This is a genomic window from Kineothrix alysoides, from assembly GCF_000732725.1.
GTDB lineage: Bacteria > Bacillota > Clostridia > Lachnospirales > Lachnospiraceae > Kineothrix > Kineothrix alysoides.
Genome location: NZ_JPNB01000001.1, coordinates 1,204,981 through 1,225,994, shown reverse-complemented (window position 1 = coordinate 1,225,994; position 21,014 = coordinate 1,204,981). Strand labels below are relative to the sequence as shown.

Below are 21,014 nucleotides of genomic sequence, written 5' to 3'. Positions count from 1 at the left end.
AGCAATTGCAAGGAGGTTCAGCATTTTGATGCCGGCAATGGGACGAATGGAATGAATTATTGAAACCTTGCAACGCCGTATAATTGAAGCCTCTTTCAAAGCTTTTTACTTTTGCACCGATGTATAAAGAATACAATAGAATTAAATGTTTATCAAGTAATTTTTCCCGTTGAAGAGATATAAGAGGGATGTGAAAGAGTTCCACGATTCCGCATCAAACAAAGTAAAACTGAATGCGGGCCAAGGCGCGGGAAACAAAACGCGCCCTCAGCACAAAACCGAGAGCGCGTTTTTGGATGCAGGCTCAGCCTGCTATGTCATTTGGCCATTATTGATACGGTCATTATGTTATCGTAAAAACAGCGGAAGGAATACGACAGAAACAATCGTCATCAAACAGATGAGCGTGTTCATCGACGGACCAGAGGTATCCTTGAACGGATCCCCGACAGTATCACCAACTACGGCAGCTTTGTGCGCCTCACTGCCCTTACCGCCATGGTGACCTTCCTCTATATACTTTTTGGCGTTGTCCCACGCACCACCCGCATTGTCCATCATAAGCGCTAACAGAACACCGACAAGCATGGCACCGGCCAACATACCACCAAGCATCGCAGTGTCAATTATGCCAACCACAATGGGACATACTACTGCCAGCACACCAGGGAACAGCATTTCCTTTAGTGCCGCATCGGTGGAGATTTGGATGCACTTCTCATAATCGGGTTTTGAGGTGCCTTCCATGATGCCCTTATCCGCACGGAATTGACGACGAATCTCTTCGATCATTTGGCCCGCCGCCCTGCCTACCGAGCGCATCGTGAGCGCAGAAAAGAGAAACGGCATTATACCACCCAGGAAGAGTCCCGCTACCACCAGCGGATTAAGCAGATCAATGGCGCTGATATTGGCAATTTCCGCATAGGACACATAGAGCCCAAGCACTGTGAGAGCCGATGCGCCAATAGCAAAGCCCTTACCAATTGCGGCGGTGGTATTACCAACACTATCCAATTTATCGGTAATCTCGCGTGTTTCTTTGGGTAGGCTGCACATTTCGGCAATGCCGCCAGCGTTATCTGCTATGGGACCATAGGCGTCAACTGCAACCACCAAACCGGTGGTGGATAGCATGCCGACCGCCGCCAAACCAATGCCATATAGGCCCGCGCAAAAATACGAAAGCATGATACCGACCGCGATCAGCACAAGCGGCCAGACAGCGGAAAGCAATCCTACCGAAAACCCGTCAATAATAAGGGTAGCTGTACCGGTTTCAGCTTGTTTGGCAATTCCCTGAACGGCTTTATAATCAGAAGAGGTATAACGCTCGGTAAAAAAACCGATTGCAGAGCCGATAACGAGACCCGAAGCAACAGCTCCAAACGCTCCAATCCCGCCAAAGTGATTTCCCGCCTCACTGCCAAATGCGAAGCCGTGAAACTCCATTGTAGACCCAAAGATAAGCGTGCCCAGGATATAAGACGATATCAAAACAATAATGCTGCCGCCATAGGTAACGAGGTTGAGTGATTTGGCCGGATTCTTTGTATTTTTACCGCCGACAAAAAATACCGCAATCACAGAAGCTAAAATACCAATTGCAACCACCAGCAATGGGAATGCAATGCCTTCTGAAAGCATGCTCTCACCGGCGGCATTTTTAAGCGTAGTAGCCAGAAGAATCGCTGAGATAATCGCGCCAACATAGCTGTCAAAAAGGTCGGCACCCATACCCGCCACATCACCCACGTTATCACCTACGTTATCAGCGATAACACCGGGGTTACGCGGGTCATCTTCGGGGATCCCCGCTTCAACCTTGCCGACCAGATCAGCGCCTACATCGGCGGCTTTGGTAAAAATACCTCCGCCCACTCGCCCAAACAGCGACATAGACGTTGCTCCGAGACCAAACCCAGAAATGTACTCTATTTGCTGCTGTGTCTCAACACCTAAAAGGGAGAGGACAACACCAAGCCCCAAAGCCGCAAGGCCAACAACACTGAGGCCCATAACCGCACCACCTCGGAAGGCGATTCTCAATGCGGACGGCATCCCAAAACGGGCGGCGGCGGCTGTGCGTACATTTGCCTTGGTGGCGGTGTTCATACCAAAAAGACCGGCTGCCAGCGAGAAAGATGCTCCAAACAAAAACAACGTCGCTGTCTGCCAATTCACGGCAAAGAAAAGCACTGCGAACATCACTACCGCAAAGATACCAATCGTGCGGTACTCACGCATCAGGAAGGTCATCGCACCCTGATGGATGTAGGATGCGATTTCACGCATATGTTGGTTGCCTTCGTCATTTTTGTTGATCCATTTGGCAATGAAAACAGCAACAAGTAACGCGATTGCACCTACCAATGCAACTCCTAGAAAAATCATGTTCATAAACATATCCCCCATTTCATTTTTAAAATTACTTCATTTCTGTTGATAAATATAAAAAAATATACAAATATTTATATCAACAACGAACTTGCTTCGTTCAGAAAATCCATAATCAGTTTCATGTTAAAACACGAAAGTCGCCGATTCCCAAGAAATCGACGACTTTCAGCATGCTGCCGGTGGCGGGGCTTGAACCCACACTCCGTTTTCGGAAATAGATTTCGAGTTTTCCACTCCGTTTGTAAATATCTGGAATATACGAGAACGTAATGGACTATTGAACCCTGCAACACCGCATAATTGAAGCCTTTTTAACGCTTTCTTGCTTTAACACCTGTATATAAAGGATATAACAGAATTAAATGTTTAGCAAGTAATTTTTCCCGTTGGAGGGATATAGGAGGGATGTGGAGGGCTTCCACGATACCCTATCAAACAAGAAGAACAATCAACTTTTACAGTCAGTACCTACCATTGACAAAAAACTATAAGGAGCTGACAAATCAAAAATCCGTTCTGCTTACATGATATCAAAGACATATGTAATTGACTATGTACTAGGCGAACACTACGCAACGTTCAAATATAGAACTGCGTTGGATTGCCAGAAAATAGTATCACTTTGGACGTTCATTTATGAGCGTCTCAGACTGTCGGAAAAGCTAATTTTAAAAGAACAGTGTTAGATATACGTGTGTAAATAGTTAATACTTTTTTCATGTACCTATGATATAATTAAATAAATTAAAATATAATTAAATAACGGAAGGAGGTGGAGCTCCTTCATGAAAACCCGGTATCATAATTGGCAACAAATGGTGAACGTCCAGATTGTTATACACCTGAGCCAGATAATCCCTGCCCATTGTGTGTTAGGCAGGGACAAGAAGAATGCAGGGGGGGGATTTAGTCAGTTTGCGCCGATGTTAATAAATGGTATTTTAACATGACAAATCTAGCTGCCGGTTGAGCGATAAATAGTTCAACACCTAATGAAATTGCAAAATTTTTTGGCCACTTGTAGAAAAACCAATAAATAGGATCAAGACTAATTTTTCGGCTGCCAATCCAAGTACCAATTATGGTAAGAAAAATAGATAGGATAAATACTGAACAGAGAATGTTGATGGTTACAGTTGCTTTAAAGCTGTCTCCTTTTGTGACAACTTGACCAGTTAACCATTCAGCAGGCTTGAAGGTTAATAATACAAGTGTAATAACGGCAATCCAGATAAATGGCAGGACAGTTAAAACCTCTTTGTAAACCTTGAAGCTAAAGCCTATTTCAAGACAAGTAATTATTGGGGCAATAATATTAACTGAGATGATAGAAATCACTGCAATAAAAAGTGCAAATTCACGTTTTGAACGTGGCAGTTTCATAAAAAATTCCATAGTGTCTCCTTTCTTGGTGCGAGAAAAAAATAGCGCACTTCCTTATGAAAAGGAGGTGCGCTGAACCATTATACGCGCTATAAATATGACTTAGTTAGTTTACCAAAAATAATTCTTCATTGTCAAGTGTGAGTTTCGGAAACAGGAGCAGTGATTTTTAAGTAACTAAACTGAGACTTAGTGGAGGTCATTATGGAAAATGAAGAAGTAAAATATTATCAACCTAGATTTGCAAGATGGATAAAGTCAGATAAATGGGATCATATACTAAAATAGAAACTAGGGAAAACCATCTAGCTCCCCGGTCTTTGTTTGTTACTCTAGAATCTGTCTGTCGCTTCTTGACTTCCTATTCCTTTTCTTTCAATCTGTCATACGGGGATGGCTGGATATGATGAAACAGTGTGTAGAAGAATCCACTTTTGCAACATACCGCAGTACTCGCAAAAAGCGTGTCGTACCATATTTGAGGGATAAGCAGTGCACCCTGACCGACTTAAAAGAAAACCCGAAGTACATTCAAGAATATTATCAGTCAGAATTGAAACAAGGGCTTACCGCTAACACAGTAATTCACAGACACGCCAATATCAGAAAAGCTCTACTATATGCTTTTCAAGTTGGGCTGATTAAATCAAATCCGGCTGACCGTGTAGAAAGGCCGAAAAAAGAAAAGTTTATTGCATCCTACTACAATAACGAAGAATCGGATACACAAGCAAGGTGAGGAAACGAAACAGATTCTTGCCGGAGGGATATAAAAAAGCTCCCTAACCGAAGTTAAAGAGCTGATATTTGCTGCCGGCGATGGGACTTGAACCCATACGTGGTTGCCCACAACAGATTTTGAGTCTGCCTCGTCTGCCATTCCGACACGCCGGCGTATCGTCAATATCTAACGACCGAAGTTTATAATACCACACTCGGTCGTTATTGACAAGCATATTTTCTAAAATTCTTCCTCTAATTTGCTATAAATATCCAGTGCATCGAAAGTAGCAAAATAATCCCTAGGAGTTTCCGCTCTTCTTATCAATTCTGTACTTCCATCCTCTTTTAACAGCAACTCTGCAGATCTTAGTTTTCCATTATAATTATATCCCATCGAATATCCGTGTGCTCCTGTGTCATGAATGACCATATAGTCTCCCATATCAATTCTTGGGAGCATGCGGTCTACGGCGAACTTATCGTTGTTTTCACAGAGAGAACCCGTTATATCGTACTTGTAATCACATGCCTCTTCTTCCTTGCCAAGGACGGTAATATGATGATAGGAACCATACATAGCAGGCCTCATCAGATTCACCGCACACGCATCCACGCCTATATATTCCTTATGTGTGTGCTTTTCATGAATCGCCTGCGTAACCAAAGCACCATAAGGACCCATCATAAAACGTCCCATTTCCGTATAAAGGGCTACGTCTCCCATACCTGCCGGAATAAGAATCTCCTCATATACTTTGCGTACTCCGTCACCGATTTCCCGGATATCATTTCCCTCTTGACCCGGTTGATAAGGAATTCCAACGCCGCCCGACAAATTGATAAACTTAATATCTGCTCCCGTCTCCTTCTCCAACTGAACCGCAATTTCAAACAATTGTTTTGCCAGAATCGGATAATATTCATTCGTTACCGTATTGCTCGCAAGGAATGCATGGATACCGAAATTCTTCACTCCCTTTTCCTTCAGAATCCGAAAGCCTTCGAACATCTGCTCCGTGGTGAAGCCATATTTGGAATCGCCCGGGTTATCCATGATGCCGTTGCTCATGACAAATACTCCTCCCGGATTATAACGGCAGCTCATAGTCTCCGGCAGCGTTCCTATCGTCTCCTCCAGAAATTCAATATGTGTTATATCGTCCAAATTAATGATAGCTCCCAGCTTCGCCGCATACTCATATTCCTCCGCAGGCGTATCGTTGGAGGAAAACATAATATCCTCTCCGGTTATACCCAGCGCCTTGCTCAGCATGAGCTCCGTCATAGAGGAACAGTCGCATCCGCATCCATACTCTCTCAATATCTGTATGAGAGAAGGATTGGGCGTTGCCTTTATCGCAAAATATTCTTTAAATCCTTCATTCCACGCAAAAGCTTCTTTTACAGCCTGTGCATTTTCCCGTATACCCTTTTCGTCATAAATGTGAAAGGGCGTCGGATATTCTTTGACAATTTCTTCTATGATTTCTTTTGTTACAAATGCTTTTCTACTCATCTTTCTTTTCTCCTCCGGTAAGTTCAATTAATTTTATTTCATTTCTAAGCGATTCCTTAAAAACATTTACAAAGTTCTTCTGGCCTGAATACAAACAAGTATCCGACTTCTCCCCTTGGATATCTCCCGTCAGTACATAAAGAGAATCTATGATAAGGCGAATCTGGTTTTCTTTTTTATCCGTAAGATATTGTATCGTTTCGCTCATCCCTACATCTTTATCTGTAATGAGGACTAGCTTTATTTTTCGCCTGACAGTTTCTAAAAGCTCCGTTTCAATACTTTGAATAAAGCTTTCCGGTGCCGATAGGTAAATACGCTGCTTTGCGTTATCTAACATCGTAAGAATCTTATCCTTTATATTTTTGGCCCCTTCAATCGTAATATATCCATCTTCCGCCGCCGTTACTGCCGGCATGTTTTTCACAAGGAATTCTTTGTCCCGCTTCATGTTTCTTATCTTATTGTCACAGAATTCTTCTATCGGAACAGCCACATATTTACTGGATATGCCTTCTATGAGATAAGCTCCCCCTTTATCCACCAAGCCGGATAAACCGCTGTAGACATTAGATCTGGAAATCCCCGTCTGCTTTGCCACCTCATATCCGGTAAGCTCTCCGCTTTTAAAAAGACATATATAAATGCCAGCCTCCACTCTCGTCAGACCGAATAACATCATCCGTTCTAATATACTCGTCTCATCCATCTTCTCTTCCCCTTATTGTATCCCCAATATAATTCGAAATCTCTTCATTGGTTTGTTTTGCTTTTTTTACTTGCATTTTTAGTGTTCCTTTATAGGAATACTATATATCCGTATGCGCCATTTGTCAACAGCTATTCTAAAGTTGATATTTTTTCTCAATTATCCATTGCCTTGCCTTTAATCTTATCCTGAGAACAAAAGTGTACCCTGCGCACTCTAACGGCCAAATACTTTGACAGCACAGCTTTTGTTCTGTGCGCATAGCTGCGCATCGTTTGTCTTCCTGTGATAAAAAAGACCCGAAGCTTTCCACAAGGCCTCGGATCTTTGTCATTACAGCGTAAATATTAATCTTGTCACTATATTCACTATATATTTATTATATATTTTCAATCTGCCAATCAATCGGATCTATCCCGTTTTCCTTCAAAAATTCATTAGCCTGGCTAAAATGCCTGCATCCGAAAAATCCACGATATGCAGACAGCGGACTAGGATGCGGTGCTTTAAGAATTAAATGCTTCGGATTGGTCAACATAGGTGCTTTATTCTGAGCAGGCCTTCCCCACAAAAAGAATACGACAGGCCTATCCTGTGCGTTCACCGCCTCTATTACCGCATCCGTAAACTTCTCCCAGCCCTTTCCCTGATGAGAATTCGCCTGATGTGCCCGAACTGTCAGTACCGCATTCAAGAGCAGAACGCCTTGCTCCGCCCACTTTCTCAAATACCCATTGTTCGGAATATCGCACCCCAAATCCTCATTGAGCTCCTGATAAATGTTCTGCAATGAGGGCGGAATTTCCTTCTGCTCCGGCAAAACGGAAAAACTCAATCCATGTGCCTGACGCTCGTTATGATAAGGGTCCTGCCCAAGCAGCACTACTTTAACATCATGAAGCGGCGTGAAATGAAATGCATTGAAAATATCATTCGCCGGCGGATAAACGACCGTCTTACTATATTCGTTCTGCACGAATTGAAACAACTGTTTATAATAAGGCTTGGAAAACTCCGGTTGCAGAGAATCCAGCCAGTCATTCTGAATCATAGCCATGTTCGTAGCCTGCTCCTTTACTATCATATATTTCAAGGCCCGAAGACTTTTAGACAAATGCAATTACACAATTTTAAATACAAGATGCCTATAATCTTACGGATAAGCCTTTTTGCTGCAAATATTTCTTTACCTGGTTTATCTCCAGCTCCTTATAATGGAACAGCGACGCTGCCAAAGCTGCCTCCGCTTTTCCCTCTGTCAACGCAGCATAAAAATCTTCTTCGCAGCCAGCTCCCCCGGAAGCGATGACCGGAATAGGAATGCTATTCGCAATCGTACTTGTAAGCTCGATATCATAGCCGTTCTTCGTTCCGTCACAATCCATGCTCGTAAGCAATATCTCTCCCGCGCCTAACTTATACGCTTTCATTGCCCACTCTACCGCATCCATGCCTACGTCTATGCGACCGCCGTTTTTATATATGTTCCATCCGGAACCATCCGGCCGCCTTCTCGCATCGATAGCTACTACCACGCATTGACTTCCGAATTTATCCGCAGCCTCACTGATAAGAGAAGGAGTATTTATCGCAGATGAGTTAATGGATACCTTGTCCGCACCCTCTCTAAGAATAACTTTAAAATCTTCCACCGTCCGTATGCCGCCGCCAACAGTAAAGGGAATAAATACGCGTTCTGCGACCCTCCTCACCATATCCACGACAGTAGCTCTGGCATCGGAGGACGCCGTAATATCCAGGAAAACCAACTCGTCCGCGCCCGCCTTATCATATGCTTCGCCGATTTCCACCGGATCGCCTGCATCCTTAAGATTTACAAAATTGACCCCTTTTACGACTCTTCCGTTATGCACATCCAAACAAGGGATAATACGTTTTGTATACATCTATTTCCCCTCCTTTAGAATATGAATGAAATTTTTCAAAATATGCAATCCTATATCCGAGCTCTTCTCCGGATGGAATTGACAAGCAAAAACATTATCCTTCTCTACCGCAACGTGCAGCTGCTCACCGTATTCCGTCGTAGCCGTAACAATGCTGTCGTCTTTCGCTCTCAAATAATAGGAATGAACGAAATATACGTAAGCGTTTTCCGATATTCCTTCGAAAAGTTTTCCCTTATTCGGATAGCTCAAGGAATTCCACCCTATTTGAGGAACTTTAAGCCCTTCTTTTGGCGGAATCCTCACGATTTCTCCATCCAAAACCCCGAGCCCGCTTATCCCTTCGCTTTCCTCGCTTTTTTCGAATAATAACTGGAGCCCCAGGCAAATGCCAAGAAAAGGAATCTTTTCGTCCACAGCTTCCTTTATCACGTCCTCCAGCCCATATCCGCGAATCCTTTTCATAGCTTCACCAAAAGAACCGACTCCCGGTAAAATTATCCGGTCAGCCATAAGAATCCTATCCCTATCTCTGGTAACCACCGCGTCTTCGCCCAGAAAGAGAAGCGCCTTTTCCACACTCTTTATATTGCCCGCATCATAATCAATTATTGCTACCATTTTTGTCACTTCCCATTGTCGTTGATTTGCTGCTATCCACAGCCACTATTCCGCGAGGTACTTTATACTGTTTTGCACAAAATTCCAAAAATAACAACGTTAATTTCCGTTTATATGGAACTCTAACGGTTGCTTTACACCCTGGATTAACTGTCCCTGACTTCCTGTAGACCCCTCAGGCTGAGTCGGAGCCTCGACAACCTGCTCTTGCACCGGAGCATTACCGGTACCTGATGCACTATCCGCAGTATCAGAAGGCAACTGTTCCTCATCCTGTGCTGCCTCATTCGAAGAATCCGAAGCGGAAGAATTTGACACCTGCTGAGCAGGCGAAACTTGTTCCGAAAGACTATCTTCTTCTATAAGGTCTTGCTCTTCAGGAAGTATATCCGCGGAAGCCGCTTCACTGCCTTCTGCTTGCTCCTCTTCCACAGGCAGCATAAAAGGAGTCTTATATACAATAGATTCCAGCTTCCTCGTATAAGTCAAATCATCATAGTCTATGATGACCTTGGCCACTTCCTCCGATAGATTATATTTATCGCTCAAAATGTTCAGAATCGTCGCATATACTGCATCCACTTCCTGCGTCGAGTTGTATTCCTTTGCTTCCGTAATAATTTCGGGATATTTCTCCACGCCCATCATCAGCGCATCCAAAGCCTCCAGCTCTTTTCCCATGCTCATATAGTTATGATAAGAAGAAAGCTTACGGTTCAGACTCATTATTATCTTAGATTTATTGTAAATAATCGTATCGCTTTCATCCAGCTTTTTGCCGTATAATAATTCATACGACTGCGCATAGTCGGCTTCATAATAGGCATCCCGTGCTGTCCTCTTTTCGAAGAAATCCGGAACAACACTTACAATAACAATTACGAGAGCGGAAAGCGTCAGGCACAGCGCCGTAATAATTGCAATATTTTTCACGGACACTTTTTTCCTGGGCTTTTTAGCACTTACCGGTTGTGAAGTCTCTTCCTTTACCGGCTTGGGCTTCTTCTCTTTTTTCTTCTTTTCTTTTCCCTTTTTATCATCCGCTGCTCCGTCCTCCGAAGCTTCTCCCTTTTTGCCTTTCGCTTTCTTCTTCTTTTTCTTTTTATCCTCAGCGTCCAGCTCCTGTAAGATATTCCGGTTTTCATCCGAAGGCTCCATTCCATGGGTTACCTTCAATCTCTCAGCCTCATCCATGCCCTCGTCAGATTCCGTCAAAAAAGACAGTGCCTTTGAAAAAAATCCCTGCTTTTTCTGCGCAGGTTCCCCTGTAGACGGCTCTGCCGAAGCCTCTTCACTTATTTCCTTCGTTTCTTCCTCTATCGCATCAGATTCTTTTTCATCCGGAACTTTCTCTTCATCGCCCTTTTTCTTTTTACCAAATAGCTTTGGGAAGGCTTTCTTCTTTTTCTTGCGTTCTTTTTTTTCCGAAGCCTCCTCAGGAACTGCAAGATCTGCTTCTGACACAGCAGCACCCGCATTAAGTTCCTCTTCCTCGCCCATTTCAGCAGACATGCTCTCTAACAAAGCCAACATATCGTCGGCTTCCATTTCCTCATTATCATCTCCCAGCAAGGAGCTTATTCCATCCCGGTTATTATTAGTCGCATCGGAGCTATTTTCTTCCTCTTCGCTGCCAAACATAGCCTCCACATTCGCAAAGGCATCATCCATGTGGTCAAGGGCCTCTCCATTATCGTCGAATGTATCATCCAATCCTGCAAGCGCATCTCCCACATTAAATGCATCGTCTACGCCGTCAAATATTTCTCCTCCACCAACCGGCACTTCGCCCGTGCCGTCAAAAAAATCTTCTTCACTGCCAGACGTTTCTCCCTCGTCAGCCCCTTCGCTAAACAAGTTTTCTCCAAAAGAAACTTCTGATTCGTCAATTTCTTCTTCATCGGGAGCTTCTTCCGTTCCCGTAAACATCGCATTGATTTCATCAGCCGACATAATATCTGATATATCCGAAGAATCGGTATCTGCTTCTTCCTCCAGATCCATGTGCTCCGCATCTATATCGTCTATATCAGGCTCCTGAATCGCAAAATCATTTAAGAAAAAGTCATCCTCTACTGCCAACTCCCCATCAGTCGGTGCATTCTCCTGCGTACCTTCTGTCATTACTTCCGTATCCGCTTCATCTTCCGCCTCTGAAGGATTGTCTTCATTCTCATCTTCATTTTCCATGATGGACTTAAGCAAGTCATCCAAATATTCTTCATCTGAACCCATGAAACACCCTCACATTTCTTATATTTATATATTCTTATTACTGATACTTCCTTTCATAGTTTATCATACATATCTTCATTAGACAAACCAATTTATGATAAAATCTGTCGAATTTTCTTTCACAGAGTACCCTCTTTCTTTGATTTCTTCCGTCAATTGATGTAATTTACTATGTATTCTAAAAAAACTGGATTTCTGGTTAAAAAAAACTACTTTTTCAAAGGGCCAACGGATTACCGTCGGAAACTGCATTCCTACCCCCAGCTCCACAACACAGATCTTTCTGTTCACCGTTCCCTGAAGCCATTTCGTATAGTGGTTCCACTGATTCAAGTAACCCTCCTCCGCATAATGGCCGGCATTTACGTTATTGAATACCAGATTTTTTTTACAGTTTATGCAAAGCGGCTTATCTATTTTCACCCCTTCTTCTCCGGTTTTAATGCTACGATGTATTTGTCCCAGAACCTCCTCATCCGGTTCCTCTATCCTGTTTCCGCAATTGTCCTCACACTGCACAAAACGATATCCGCCGCAGGGCGTTACTATCCTGTCTTCCTCAAATCCGGCATCGTAAACACAATCATCCGTACATGTAGAGACAATATAATAATTTTTTCCCTCCAACAGCTTTCCAAGTCCATCATAAGCTTTCATTATTTTCTCATTTTTGTGTTCCCGCAAGTATAGTTTTTCCACATATGGAAGCATCCAGTTATACTCTTCTGTCTCTTCTGCTCGATCCCAAAAATGTTTATATTGGGGATTTCCTTTCATTTCCAAAAAATTCTCCCTAAACTCTTCACCGATACCTACCAGCACCATATCTGCGTTTTGTATACTATCCGTCATAAGCTTCTTTATATCATCCATCCGGTAATTCCTTTCGTTTCTTCAAAGAAGTCTCAAAAAAAGAGCGAGGAATTAATCCCGCTCTTTTTAATCCCATATTATGTATTATTAATATTACTTTATTAATCTATCAATTACATGAACCAAGTTACCAATCTCCGGCTTAGACAACTGTGCATCTGCACCAAGAGCTTCACCCTTTCTCTTCATCTCTTCATTCACTAACGAAGAGAAAATAATAACGGGAATGTTTTTCGTCTCTTCATCTTCTTTTACCAATTTAGTCAGACGATGTCCATCCATTACGGGCATCTCTATATCCGTAATAATACACTGCACATGCTGGTTCAACGTGCCATCCTCTTTGCATGCAGTAATTACATCATATGCCTGCTTTCCGTTCTCCGTATGGATAAGATTAACATATCCTGCCTGCCTCAAAGAATCCACGATCAGCTTATTCAAAAGAGGGGAATCCTCTGCAATTAAAATTGGCACATTGCGCTGTGGGCGATGTCCCAGTTCATCTATTTCAGACACCTTCAGTCCCGTCTCAGGATTGATGTCGGTAACAATCTTTTCAAAATCCAAAATAATTATCAATTTACCGTTAATCTTAATAATACCTGTAGAAATTCCGTCTTCACTGGTAGAAACGGTAGTTCCCGGCTTGATGATCTGATTCCATGAAACTCTATGTATACCCATAACGGCATCTACATGAAATGCGATATCAAGCTTATTGAAATTCGTCACTATAAATAAAGAAGTGTTCAATTCTTCATTATTATATTCCCTCATCTGAAGACAATTTCTCAAACTAATTGCCGTTATCATCGTATCACGCGGCATAAAAATTCCTTCGATACTCGGATGAGCATTCGGAACCGGCGTAACTTCCTGATAAGGAATAATTTCTCTTATCTTAGCAACATTTATTCCATAATGCTGTCCTTCCAGTACGAACTCTAAAACTTCCAACTCATTTGTTCCATTTTCCAGCAGAATATTTGTATCCATATTCATCCACCTCACGCCATTTATTCATCAATTTTTACCAAAACACATTAACTTTGACTAATTATAACATACATTTCTAAAAAAAAATACAATTAAATACCATTTTATTTATATTTTCTGATTTTCTGATTTCACATGTTGTTTTATTAATATTTCCATTGATTACAGGCCAAACTGCTCCCATTTGTTTGATAGGAGCAGTTCATCTTTACGACATAAACTATTCTTTTTTTTATTAATCCAATTCAAATAATTGCAGTGAAACCATATCTACTTTATCGTAAACAGCCGGTGTCGTTATTTCCTGATTATAGCGCTTTATTTTACCGCAGGCTTCAACATACAAAGACTGTCTTACACCTGCTCCTTCCCGATATTCCAGCAATGTTCTCGGAATCCGCACGTAATACAGACCTCCGCTGACAAGCGCGTTACTATCTGCGAGGGCATCATTGGTATCATTATCATCAGCGTCTCCCCGGAAAACAGGCAGTCCTTCCATGACAAAAACCTTGTAGTTATATCCTTTATAACTTATTTCCTTATCCCCTTCCGGTGCCTCCCTATAGAATGAAACGGCAATTTTTCTGTCACCCTTTACAAAGTTATTATCATTAACAGTAAAGTACACCTTCTGATAATCCTGCATGTTGTCATTTAAGTGTATATTATTCATTGCATCGTAGTAACTATAAATATCATTCAGTTTTCTCTGCGTCTTTTCATTTATAATCATCACTTCCGGAGACCTTACACTGGCTGTATAAGCAGCAATAATCGTGTTAATAAAAAGCTTTGCTTCCTCAACATAAGCAGGTTCAGCACTTTGACGTCCACTATGCCCCATGCCCGTATAAGTGACATTCCCTTTGTTATAAATATAATAATTATTCACTACATCATTGGGGGAAATAGAGTAAATGTTATCTCCTCCACTTTGATCCTCTCCCAGGCAATACCATACAACAAGGTCACCTTCTCCATCAGCATCGCTGTCAGAATCCAGATTCAGCTGATAATATTGAGCATGTGTATTGGAAATAGGAAACTTCTCTTTTAATTTATATGGATATGTGGTAATCAGTCCGCCGTTGACTTGCACTGCATTCATGTCACTCTGGCCATTTCCATCGACTATCTGCCCATCCTTTACCATGCCATTGCTTATTTTAGAAAAGTTAAAATTTAAATATTGATTCCTCTCGCCTTTTCTGTTTGCAGTAGTGTTCTGATCCTTTAATGCGATGACGGAATAAGTGTATCCTTGTACCTCCGCTACCGTCTCAGTTTTATTGGACTTCGCCTTATATGCAATATCATATCCTTGGGTATTCAGTATCGGATTATCCGACACACGCAGCCCTGCTCCTTTTTTTAAAAGGTTGCTTCTCTCCGTATTGCTTACTGATGTTACTGTTCCATTTTCATCCTTCACAATATTCAGCTCATTTACACCATATCGATCCATACCTACCAATGGCCGTACAAAGGTATTCAGGTTATATGACCATGGCAAATCGGTCGTATACCTCTGGTAAGAATAGTTGTTCCTTCGATTTCCGCTATCATCTACAACTCCGTAAGAATTCACATCGAATTTATTATCCGGGTATCCGTAAGCTTTGTAGTCATAGTTAAAGAAGGAAGTGGTGTCATGTGCAAAAAGCACACTTTTTCCACTTTCGATGAACTCAGTAATGCCGCCGACTCCATTAATGCACTCTGCTTTTATATCCTGATAGCTGTCAGAAAAGCCCAATATCAGCATATTGTAATCGCGAAGAACTGATTTCTTATCGGAAGCACTCTCATACATATCATGGAATTCCTCTATCGTTACACAATTTACCTCAATATTGAAATCTTCCTCAATTCCTTCGTAACTGACTCCGTTTATCATTCCTCCATGAACAAGCTTATAATAATTACTTGAATTATTTTTAAGCTCATCCTCCAGATTCAAGCGCCTGTTGGTAGAATCCCCCCACCAGCCCCCACCGCTAAGCCAGGGCGCGCCCGCTCCTCCGTCCCAATACAGCGGTCCTCTGCATATTTGTAAAATACGAATTGTTTCCGGTTCAAGTCCTATCATCTGGCTATAGCCGGACATAGATGTCCGAATATTATCATTATCTACCTGCACAAGCTCAATCTTCCAGTTGAGCACCCCTTTATAACCGTCAGGCACTTTGCGGCGCAAAGTATATGGAACTCCTGCCGTCAACCCGTTCGACGGTATTGAAGAACTACCCTGTGTAATGGAAATATCATCGATTCTCTCAAGAGGAGAAAACTTTCCGTCGGCATTGATATCAATATATAGCTCACAATGGTATTTCGTATTGCCTGAAACGGCTCCTATATTCTGAATCGTAAAACCATATTCCAGCATATATTCCCCACCGGATACCGCTATCTGATATACATTATTTGGACTTATATAATCACACTTAACTCTCGTATCAATTAATTTCAGTTTAGGTCTGTTGATATAAAATGAAAACAGCTTAATTCCCGCCTTTCCACCTTCTGATGCCCCATCCAATATCTTTTTAGAAAATACATTTTTTTTATTTTTTTTCAGCATTTCATTGGAGAATTCATACATGTATGAAGAGTTATCTATATATGACTCATTAATAATCGTCTCACCCTCGGAATCCTGTGTATAAAAATTTTCAGATAATACAATCGGGTAGGAGGCATCGGCATAGGAGTTTAGAGCCTGAAGCTTTTCCTTCGTTAAATCCAGGCCGCTATAGCGAACCTTTACCCACTCGTATAGCTTTGTAGGACTGTAATAATCCCTTTGCAGCAAGCCGCCAAGCCTTGCATCCGAATAACGATAGTCTCCGGCATGGAAATAGACCAGACCAGTCATAGAACTGTCATTAAATATTGTCCTTTCATTCTGCATATTCAATTTGTCCGTATCGGTCCCTATATAAATCATATCATAATTCGCATTTAAGTCTTCCGTCTTTCCTATGAATTCAGATACGGTCATCGTTGTAATCTTAATATTATCTATAGTTATAGGACTATCCTTCGCAATCCATTTCATAACATCGCCGGCAGTCAGCGGATAGGAATTCTTATCCGGTATGGTTGGCTCTATATCCAATATATTTAAACTCGATTTTAAATAAACGGCACGCTGATATTCATAATTTATGATATACCGCAACACGGCAGATTCACAAATATCCGTAGAAAGCGGTTCTCCAACCCAGGAAGCCTCAGCCTCCCGATACATATTCTCGTTCTCTATTTCAAGCAAAACATCGTCAAAACCTTCCATATTTGCGTTTACTTTTTCCTGGCCGAGAGAAGAATCATTCCATATCACACGGTCGAACCCTTCATTTATAAATGACTTTTCATAGCATACGTAAATATTTCTATTAACATAGCTCTTATCCTTATCCGCTACAAAGCCTTCCAGTCCCTCTATCGATTGCCAGGTTGCCGAATCAATCATATTAAAATTGAATGCAACAGATGCGTCCTGTGGCATGAATTTGTCCGGCGACTCCTGCATCAATAAAGCTGCCAGCTTCCACAGGTATGGCTTGTCCCTGTTCATAGGCTGATTCAACACCATATTTACTTCTTCTGCTGACGTATCTTTCGCAAATACAATGGACGAATCTACTACAGCAGGAATCTTGTGAGATATAATATCCGAAAATAACCGCTCTGCATTCTCTTTATCAAAATCGGCCCCATCAATAAATCCGCCTTTTAACTCTCCATCCTCACTCACAAAAGAACCATCTTGAATCAATATAAAATCAAATTCTTCATAGGAATGCCCTTCTGACATCCAGTTATTTAATTTGTCAATAGTCATCACAGTGACTTTTGTCTGGAAGGAATCTAAAATATCCTCCTCCATATCATAGGCATAACGCTTAAACCACTCGTTATTTATAAAACCGCCTTCATAATAAATAACAGTGTCTCCAAATAAAACAGTGTCCAAATAAGGACTATCAACCGTCATAAGCTTAAATAACCATGCTCCTTCCTCAGATTCCTCATAATGTCCTGCTCTATAATATTGTTTATCTGCTTCCAGTTCTTCATATTCTATTTTCTCGAACTTTAAGTACCAATATTCCGTTTCTTCCCCTGCTGCCGGTTCATTAAGAATATTATCTTCCTCCGGTTCCTCAAGTGCAACGGGAGTATCTTGTATATCCTGATGCTCTGTAACCGGCGCAGAATATAACTTCCATTCTGTATTAACCGTTTCCCCTTGCACATTTCCCGATCCGGTATTCTCCGGTTCAGGGTTTCCTGATTCCGGACTCTTCGGTTCCTGGTTTCCCGATTCCGGGGCCTTCGATTCCGTACTTCCGGATTCCAGGGGCTTCGATTCTGGATTTCCTGATTCCGGAGCCTTCGATTCTGAACTTCCTGATTCCGGAGCCTTCGATTCTGAACTTCCTGATTCCGGGGGCTTCGATTCTGGATTTCCTGATTCCGAGGGCTCTAGCTCCGAATTCTCCGGTTCCAAAGCTTCCGTTCCTTCCTCTTCTGTTTCCCCGGTTCCCAATCCAGCACCGGTATCCTGTTCGGATGCCTCCCTAATATCTTTTAACTTGCCTGCGTAGCTATAACTTCCGTCAGAATTAGATACATATACATCTCCATTCTCCCAAAAATCCCATGAAGTATCCCATACGTCTATTTTTTGTGCTTCTTCTGTTACCCGGTAAAAGCTCCCGGCACTATCGGCCTGCATTTCTCCGTCATATACAAACTGTACATCATAACGCTTGCCAGTATAATCTTCTGAGTCCACACGGTTAAAATATCCGAGTTTCTCGCCCGCTGCCACTTCATATTTTTGATATTTATCCGGTTCTTTTTCATACTCTTCTTCTGAAACTTCCTTATATTCCATATAAGTGATGGGTGATTGCTCCGGATTATTCTGCTCTTCTTTTTCCACTAAGCCTTTAATTCTGTCATCAGCCTTTATTCTATCATACAAAAGATTTAAATAGTCGTGTCTTTCCTCTTCACTGGGAAAAAGCTCCAATACGCTTTGCCAAGGTCTGATACTTTGCCCGTCATCTTCCCATGAATCAAATAGTATTTCTCCATCTTCACCATAAATGCTAAATGGCTCCTGCCCTGCGAAATAGAAGCCGGCCCGTGAAACACTTTTATCCGGTACAATCTCCAATATTTTGTATGTGCTATCCTCCCTTGAGGCAATCAATTCCCGCTTCTCGCTTATTCCGTTTAAGGTCTCCCTCGCATATAAGGATGCCGCGGAGGGAAGACCAAGGCTTATTATGAGAATACCGGTAATTAAAATCCTAATCTTTCTTCTCCTTTTCATTTCCTATCTTCCCCCTCTTACATTTAATCTTTATAAGGCTCTTCCGAACTCCATTTGTCATTACCGCTCTTGTAATATCCAATCGCTTTCTTTTCTTCTTTTCCACTCTTATCTGTTACTTCCAGCTTATAATAAATACTTCCTTTAACTGTTTTTTTCGCAGTAATTACAAAGCTGCAATCACCGTATAGATAGCCGCTGTTCCTATAAGCTTCTGTTCCCGGAAGAGGTACGTAATATCCTGTTTTATCCGTTCCCGATGCGTATATATTAGCCTTATTGAAATTAACGGTTATTTTTGTATTTTCATAATCAGACCATATTCTGTGATTGATTACCGAGTATCCAGAGAATACCGTGTTTTTCGGTTGAAAATATATCATCTTATCCTCGGGAACTGTTTTTAATATCTTTTCTTTATGCTTTTCTTCAGAATATTTGGTATAGTAATCCTGGTTTGTTACCTGATACCAGCCGCCAGACGGATTATCAAAGTACTCCCAGTCTCTTATTTCATTGCTTGCATATCCATAAATACGATAATATATATGTGCTTCCGGAGTTTCATTCGTAATAAACGCAGATAATTCATCTATATACGGGCCTTCCTTCGTATAAGAATATAGATAATGTGCTTTTGGTATATTCCAGGTCAGCGTATTACTTCTAAATACCTCCCCCTGCGTCCACCATCCTATCTGGGTATTGTATATAACAAGTGTAATTTTTACGATTTTAACATTATTATTCCAGCCCATTGATCTGATCGTGTCCAGTATCATATATTCATTTTGTGTATTAACATTATAAGGTAACACCTGCATGCCCTTTGTATCGTTGTCTTCTTCTTTACTGCCATCCACCGAAATGAGCCATATCGTGCTATATGGCGGTCTTAGAGCTGCGCCGTCGAAAGTCTTAAGCTCTGCCGGTATTTTGGACCAGTCAATATTTACCTTCTGCTGCTCCGGCCACCATACCTCTTCATCGGGGGCAATATAATCCTTGTAATCGTCATCTACATAAATAACGCCTCTTTCTTTCAGTCTTACTACTGTATACTCATTGCTGTAGCCGTAAGCCCATTCTCTTCCTATCCGGTTAAATCCTGCCTTAACCTGAATAACCGTATCTACCGGAGCGGAATCGCTTATGCTTACCATACCCTTCTCATCTACCGAAGCGTATTCTCCGCCCTTTTCCATATACCATTTGATTGTTCCCGCTCCCAGATCAGCGGGCACAACAAAAATATTTCCTGCAATAGAGTTTACAGTAAATTTCATAGTACTGCCTGCAATCAGGCGCTGTATTCCCAATCCTGTATAGCTTCCTCCCTCCGTAAGGGCAACGCCGACACCCGTCACCTGCTTAACACCAACTTCCGCGGATTTAGAAGGTTTGTTTATACTGCCGTCCTCATTTTCCTTACCATATCTTGCCGTAACACGAACGGTTAATCTGGAATTGGTCTCTTCTGCATCCACTTCCAATGTTCCGTCTCCTTTCAGCACTGTCTTTTCAGCCGGGGCAGAGTCAGCTATCAAGTCCCAATCCGCATCCTGACTCGGATACCCCCCGTTATCGGAGGTAATACTATGGGTAAAGTGCACGCCATCTCCCGGCCATAATACAAATGCCGCCGGGGTAATTGTAATTTTATCCTGTGCCGCTTCTTTTACGATAATGCTTCCATCGCTGTCCGCTCCGCTTGCCGACCGGTTGCGCAGCGTAATATTGTGCGCAGTAAAATAATCGACATCATTTATAGAAAAAAGAAAGTCAAATCCAACACTGCTATCTTCTTTCAGCCTGGAGATATCTGCCCGGAAATTACTCACATAATCTGCCATACGGACATGATTAGCATTTGAATCTACTTCCCAATCAGTACCTTTTATATATTTGGTATAGTAAATTCTTTCCTCACTCTTGTCCCATGTGATTTGGTAATATTCCTTCTCATTATATATGTACATATTCTTCTCATGTATCTTGTCTTCATCTATACCTTCTTCGTCTGTGACTTCCAACACCGTGCCGTCATCAAAAGTCACCTTATAAACAACACTGTCGGTCGCGTCGATAAGCATATCCTGTAATTGGTTTATTACGAGCTGGGCTTCGTACTGCAAATCGGTCTCAGTCACCTCTTTGCCGTATACCTTGGATGAAGTAACGATAAAGCCGAATACTGCAATTCCTACAATACTCAAAATTGCAATAGATATTAATAATTCCACAAGCGTTACGCCGGTATTATTTTTCTTTCCCATTACTTCCTTACATCCT

At 41.9% G+C, this 21,014-nt stretch carries 13 protein-coding genes and 1 tRNA gene; 1 reads left to right on the top strand and 13 read right to left on the bottom strand.

Annotation, left to right across the window (positions count from 1 at the left end; translation table 11 throughout):
* Positions 1-348: 348 nt before the first annotated feature.
* Complete coding sequence (locus CC90_RS0105775; RefSeq protein WP_031389852.1) at positions 349-2,400, bottom strand: sodium-translocating pyrophosphatase; 2,052 nt, start codon at positions 2,398-2,400, stop codon at positions 349-351.
* 906 nt (positions 2,401-3,306) lie between these two features.
* Entirely contained in the window at positions 3,307-3,795 is a 489-nt protein-coding gene (locus tag CC90_RS0105770) for a hypothetical protein (RefSeq protein ID WP_031389851.1), read from the bottom strand.
* Between the two features lie 325 nt (positions 3,796-4,120).
* Here CC90_RS0105770 and CC90_RS0105760 point away from each other — a divergent pair, with 325 nt between their 5' ends.
* Positions 4,121-4,522, top strand: coding sequence for a tyrosine-type recombinase/integrase (locus CC90_RS0105760; RefSeq protein ID WP_330373216.1), 402 nt, complete (start codon positions 4,121-4,123; stop codon positions 4,520-4,522).
* A gap of 72 nt (positions 4,523-4,594) precedes the next feature.
* On the opposite strand, the gene CC90_RS0105755 is transcribed toward CC90_RS0105760, so the two are convergent.
* The 11 genes from CC90_RS0105755 to CC90_RS0105695 form a co-directional block, all read right to left on the bottom strand.
* Positions 4,595-4,677, bottom strand: a tRNA-Leu gene (locus CC90_RS0105755).
* Between the two features lie 67 nt (positions 4,678-4,744).
* Complete coding sequence (locus tag CC90_RS0105750; protein ID WP_031389849.1) at positions 4,745-6,022, bottom strand: diaminopimelate decarboxylase; 1,278 nt, start codon at positions 6,020-6,022, stop codon at positions 4,745-4,747.
* Positions 6,015-6,731, bottom strand: coding sequence for a TrmB family transcriptional regulator (locus CC90_RS0105745; protein WP_031389848.1), 717 nt, complete (start codon positions 6,729-6,731; stop codon positions 6,015-6,017). Before CC90_RS0105745 ends, CC90_RS0105750 begins: the two co-directional genes overlap by 8 nt.
* 379 nt (positions 6,732-7,110) lie before the next feature.
* Positions 7,111-7,788: a uracil-DNA glycosylase gene (locus CC90_RS0105730; protein ID WP_031389847.1), complete on the bottom strand. Its 678-nt coding sequence runs from the start codon at positions 7,786-7,788 to the stop codon at positions 7,111-7,113.
* 88 nt (positions 7,789-7,876) lie between these two features.
* Positions 7,877-8,638: an imidazole glycerol phosphate synthase subunit HisF gene (gene hisF / locus CC90_RS0105725; RefSeq protein WP_031389846.1), complete on the bottom strand. Its 762-nt coding sequence runs from the start codon at positions 8,636-8,638 to the stop codon at positions 7,877-7,879.
* Positions 8,639-9,259, bottom strand: coding sequence for an imidazole glycerol phosphate synthase subunit HisH (hisH, locus tag CC90_RS0105720; protein WP_031389845.1), 621 nt, complete (start codon positions 9,257-9,259; stop codon positions 8,639-8,641).
* A 99-nt stretch (positions 9,260-9,358) separates the two neighbouring features.
* A complete protein-coding gene (locus tag CC90_RS0105715; RefSeq protein WP_031389844.1) occupies positions 9,359-11,494 on the bottom strand; it encodes a hypothetical protein in 2,136 nt (711 codons plus the stop codon).
* Between the two features lie 78 nt (positions 11,495-11,572).
* A complete protein-coding gene (locus CC90_RS0105710; protein WP_051869303.1) occupies positions 11,573-12,367 on the bottom strand; it encodes a hypothetical protein in 795 nt (264 codons plus the stop codon).
* 93 nt (positions 12,368-12,460) lie between these two features.
* The gene (locus tag CC90_RS0105705) at positions 12,461-13,366 is read right to left on the bottom strand and encodes a chemotaxis protein (RefSeq protein WP_031389842.1); all 906 of its coding nucleotides are present in this window, start codon (positions 13,364-13,366) and stop codon (positions 12,461-12,463) included.
* Between the two features lie 235 nt (positions 13,367-13,601).
* Positions 13,602-18,722, bottom strand: coding sequence for a DUF5057 domain-containing protein (locus CC90_RS0105700; RefSeq protein ID WP_031389841.1), 5,121 nt, complete (start codon positions 18,720-18,722; stop codon positions 13,602-13,604).
* Between the two features lie 23 nt (positions 18,723-18,745).
* Positions 18,746-20,998: a PilW family protein gene (locus tag CC90_RS0105695; RefSeq protein ID WP_031389840.1), complete on the bottom strand. Its 2,253-nt coding sequence runs from the start codon at positions 20,996-20,998 to the stop codon at positions 18,746-18,748.
* Between the last annotated feature and the right edge of the window lie 16 nt (positions 20,999-21,014).